Source organism: Streptomyces sp. JW3, from assembly GCF_052216785.1.
Lineage (GTDB): Bacteria > Actinomycetota > Actinomycetes > Streptomycetales > Streptomycetaceae > Streptomyces.
This window is the reverse complement of record NZ_JBQOUX010000296.1, coordinates 1-296: the sequence shown is the minus strand read 5'-3', so window position 1 is coordinate 296 and position 296 is coordinate 1. Positions and strand designations below refer to the sequence as shown.

The window sequence follows — 296 nt, the reverse complement described above, 5'->3', positions numbered from 1 at the left end:
AGCGCCCGCGCCGACTCCTCCCCCAACAACCGCCCCGGCCACGACACCGACAACACCAACTCCGGCCCCTCGGCCAGATCACGCACTACACCCATGACCTCCAGCGCATGCAACACCGGAAAGTCCCCACCCACACCCCCACCGATCACGTCCTCGCCGACGGGTAGCCAGTCCCGGTCTCGTCCCGGCTCGGAGGTTCGGGCGTCGATGCGTCCGAGATAGTTGAAGCCGATCTGTGGGGTCGGCAGTCCCGCCAGTACCCCCGCCGTCTCCTCGTTCAGATACCGCAGCACCCC

General features: G+C 67.9%; 1 protein-coding gene. It reads right to left on the bottom strand.

Going from position 1 to position 296, the window contains the following annotated elements:
* Window positions 1-296 (bottom strand): hypothetical protein (locus tag ACTT8P_RS38575; RefSeq protein WP_442836448.1); only part of this gene is annotated, 296 nt, incomplete at both ends.